The organism is Streptomyces sp. NPDC031274 (assembly GCF_055570235.1).
In genome coordinates this window covers 1-1200 of record NZ_JBVIHP010000338.1, presented here as the reverse complement: position 1 = coordinate 1200, position 1200 = coordinate 1, and the positions used below count along the sequence as shown (strand labels likewise).

Annotated in this window: 2 protein-coding genes; both read right to left on the bottom strand. The window is 68.9% G+C overall.

The features are described 5' to 3' along the window. Positions 1–551, bottom strand: a 551-nt coding sequence (locus ACZ5CR_RS46180) for a CheR family methyltransferase (RefSeq protein ID WP_468869976.1), incomplete at its 3' end; no start/stop codon positions are given. After that, positions 551–1147, bottom strand: coding sequence for a chemotaxis protein CheB (locus ACZ5CR_RS46175; protein ID WP_468869978.1), 597 nt, complete (start codon positions 1145–1147; stop codon positions 551–553). The genes ACZ5CR_RS46180 and ACZ5CR_RS46175, both read right to left, overlap by 1 nt. Positions 1148–1200: the final 53 nt, after the last annotated feature.

Sequence of the window (1200 nt, the reverse complement as noted above, 5' to 3'; positions counted from 1 at the left end):
CGCGCCGGGTACTGGCCGGCGCGGGCGTCGCGCAGCGCCTCCTCGTCGACGTCCGTGGCGTAGATCTTGACGCGGTTCAGGCTCTCCTCGATGCCGAGGGCCTCCGCGAAGATGATGGCCAGTGAGTACGCCTCCTCACCGCTGGAGCAGCCCGCGCTCCACACCCGGATCTCGTCGTCGGTGCCCAGACCAGTGATCAGGTCGGGCACCACCTCACGCTGGAGGAGCTCCCAGGCGTCCGGGTCGCGGAACATCGAGGTGACGTTGATCAGGATCGTGTTGAAGAGCGTGCGGAACTCGACGGTGTCGGTTTCCAGGAGATCGCGGTAGTCGGCGTAGTCATTCGTGCCGACGTCCTGCATCCTCTTGCGGATGCGGCGCCCGAGGGTGGACCGCTTGTAGCCGGTGAAGTCGAAGCCGCGCGAGTCGCGGATGAAGCCGAGCAGGTCTTCCAGACCCGGGTCGACGGCCGGGACGGGCACGCTCTCGGGATGCTCCGCGGCTTGCGGCTCGGCGCCCTGCTCGGCACCGGCGCCGGACGGCTCACTCATCACTGCCTCTTGTCCTCGACGAGTCCGCGGACCGCCGCGGCGATTTCGTCCAGTCGGAGTACGAAGTCCACGGCTCCGGTGGCGACCGCCGCCGTGGGCATGCCCGCGAACTGCGCGGTCTCCGGATCCTCGGAGATGACGGTGCCGCCCCGCTGCTTGACCGCTGCCACGCCCCTCGCGCCGTCCACGCCGGTGCCGGTCAGGACACAGGCGACGGCCCGCGTTCCGTACGCGCCGGCCACCGACTTGAAGAGCAGGTCGGCGGAGGGGCGCACATAGTTCACGACCTCGCTGTCCGACAGGGTCAAGAGCCCCGCGGGCCCCACGAGGAGGTGATGGTCGGGCGGCGCGAGATAAACGGTCCCCGGTTCCATGTGCTCCTGGTCCTCCGCCAGCTTCACGGGCAGGTCCGTACGACGGGAGAGAACCTCCGCCAGGAGTGTCCTGTGGCGTGGATCGAGGTGCTGGACCACGAGCACGGGCACGCGCAGCGCGGGGCCGAGGCCGCCGAGGAGCGTGCCGAGGCCTTGAATGCCTCCCGCGGATGACGCGACAGCCACGATGGCGTATGGCCCTGATGTGTGCTGTTTCGACATCACACACCGAGCCTAGCCGTTGTGCGATCGATCGGCTGCGCACCATGGAGAGC